At 77.8% G+C, this 2,720-nt stretch carries 1 protein-coding gene; it reads left to right on the plus strand.

What is annotated here, in order from left to right; translation table 11 throughout:
• Positions 1-566: 566 nt before the first annotated feature.
• Positions 567-2,708, plus strand: a complete 2,142-nt coding sequence (locus C6N75_RS29210; protein ID WP_105871851.1) for an asparagine synthase-related protein — start codon at positions 567-569, stop codon at positions 2,706-2,708.
• The last annotated feature ends 12 nt before the right edge of the window (positions 2,709-2,720 follow it).

Here is a 2,720-nt window from a genome sequence, read left to right on the forward strand (position 1 = left end):
CGGCCCCGCCCTCTCGCGGCCTTCGCCGCTCGTCGCCGTACGGCCCCTGCCCGCCCAGCCCTCATCCCCTCACCGCGCGCCGCCGACACCAGCAGTCGTCCCGCACACCGCCCACGTCCGCCTCCAGGAGGTACAGCCGGGGCCTCAGCCCTCGACTCCCAGCTCAGCCCGCTCGGCGAGTGCTCGCCACGCCGGCGTCCGGCGCTCGACCGTCCACGCGAGGTGTGCCTGCTGTCTCGCGGGATCGGACCCACGGCGAGGATTTGGCCGAAAATCGTCGTTCTGTTCCGTCGTGGAAGGCGGGGCGCGAAGCGCCGGTGCGGAATCGCGGTGCACCGGCCACAGCTCCCGGGTCGCCGCCCCGGACGACGGGTGGTCGCCTCACGTCTCGTCACGGGACAGACGAAGGTCCGGAGTTCGTCCCATGCCAGGGGCGTGTTCCCGTTCGGCGGGGCGCGCCCCGCGGCGACCCCCGCGCGGCCTTGTCGTGGCAGCATGTCTCCCAGCACTCCCGGCACGTGCGCCGGGTTGTCCACAGCCTGTGGAGGCGGGGGCGGAGGCGGCTGATGCGGTGGCTGGTGGGATGGAGCAGTTTCGCCGCGCGGTTCGGCACGGCCGGAGCGGTGGGCGGCGCCCCGGACGGCCACCCCTCCGGCGGCTCCCTGCCCGGCGGCTCCCTCGCCGACGAGGAGCACCGCACCGTGCAGCCGGTCGGCGCGCAGCTCCTGTGGGGTGACCCCGACCCGCTGTGGGCGGTCGGCGACTGGCGTCCCGACGAGGTACGCGTGGTCAGCACCGACCCCTTCACCCGCCTCGCCGTCCTCGGCTGCTGCGCCGCCTCCGACGAGGAGCTGCGGGTGGGGCTGTTCGCCGCCCGCGGCGGAGCGATGCGCCACCTCACCGCCTGGGCCGGCAGTTACACCGCGGTCGCCCAGGTGGGCCGCCGGATCATCGTCGCCGGCGACCTGGCCGGGGCGCGGCCCGTCTTCCACACCCCGTGGGCCGCCGGCACCGCGTACGCCACCGCCGCCCTGCCGCTCGCCGACCTCATCGAGGCGCAGCTCGACATCGGGCACCTGATGGCCCAACTGGCCTGCCCCGAGGCGCCCGAGGCGCTGCGCGACTCCACCCCCTATGTGGGCGTGAAGCGGGTGCCGCCCGGGCACGCGCTGGTGCTGCGCGAGGGTTCGCGTGAGATCACCGGATACGAGCCGGTCGCCTCGCTCGCCGTCGCCGTGCCCGAGGCCGACCCGGCGCAGGCCGTGGACGCCGTCCGCGACGCGCTCGTCGCCTCGGTGCGCGCCCGGCTCACCGCGCCCCGGCACGCGCCCGAGACCCTGCCGCCGGACCCCGGGCCAGTGCCCGGCATGGGGCCCGCCGACCGTCGCGCCGCCCGCGGGGCGCCGGCCCCCGGCATCGGCGCCGACCTCTCCGGAGGCAGCGCCTCCGGCACCCTCGCGCTGCTCGCGGCCGGGCTGCCCGGCATCCCCGGCACCATCGCCGGCACCGGTCCCGGCGCGGGCGAACGCCTCCTCGCCGTCACGTTCAACGACCTGGCCACCGGCGGCCGCGAGGCCGAACTGGAACGCGCCCGGGCCATCGCCGAGAACCCCCGGCTGCACCATGTGGTGGTCGCCGCCGCCGAGGAGGCGCTGCCCTACGCCGGTCTGGACGGGCCGCTGACCGACGAGCCGGGGGCCTCGCTGATCACCGCCGAGCGCCACCGCCGCCGCCTCGCCGCCGGCAGCGCCGACCACTTCACCGGGCACGGCGCCCGCCAGGTCCTGGACGCCCATCCCGCGCGCCTCGCCGACCTGCTGATGGACCGCCGGCGCCGCCACCTGATCCGCCCGGTCACCGCACTGGCCAAGGCCAGCGGCCCGAACGCCGGGGCCCTGCTCGTCCCGCTCACCGTCTACCGGGCGGCCCGCCGGCTCGCCCGCACCCCCTACCGGACCGGTCTGGAGTCCGCCGCCGGCAAGCTGCTGGAGGCAGGCCGCGACCCCGGCGCCGTCGGCGGCCCGCTGGACGCCTCACTGGCCGCGCTCGCCTGGGCCAGACCCGGGCCGGCGGCCCGCTGGCTCACCGGCGAGGCGCTGGCAGAAGTATCGGTTCGCCTTCAGCAGGCGGCGACCCGGCCTAGCTCCGTCCAGCGCCCGGGGGAGGCCCGCGCCCGGGCCGCACTCGCCCGGTACGCCGCCGACCACCGCGTCCTGGAGCAGGCCGCCGAGATCCGCAGCCAGCGCCTGCACGCCCCCTTCCTCGACAACCAGGTGGTCCGCGCCTGCCGCGACCTGCCCGAATCGCTGCGCGTCCAGCCCGGCGCCCGCGCCGCGATCCTGCGCTCGGTGCTGGCCGGCGCCGGCATCCACGACCTGCCGCCCGGCTGGGGCGCCGCCAGCCACACCGCGACCGCCACCGCCGGCCGCACCGGCCTGCGAGCCGCACTGCCCCACCTGATGGCCCTCTTCGACGCCCCGCTCCTCGCCGACGCCGGACTGATCGAGGCCAGGGTGGTCCGCAAGGCCCTGCGCGCGGCCGCCGACGGCGAACCGGTGCCGCTGGACGGGCTCGCCGAACTGGTCTCCACCGAACTGTGGCTGCACCGGCTGCTCGCCCGCCGCGGCACCTGCTGGACCGGCTCCGCCGCGCCCCGCCGCCGCGCGGTCGCCGCCGGCGTCCCCTCCCGCCCCTCCCTCCGCTCCTGACCTTGCCGTCCC

This window comes from Streptomyces solincola, from assembly GCF_002982015.1.
Taxonomy (GTDB): domain Bacteria; phylum Actinomycetota; class Actinomycetes; order Streptomycetales; family Streptomycetaceae; genus Streptomyces; species Streptomyces solincola.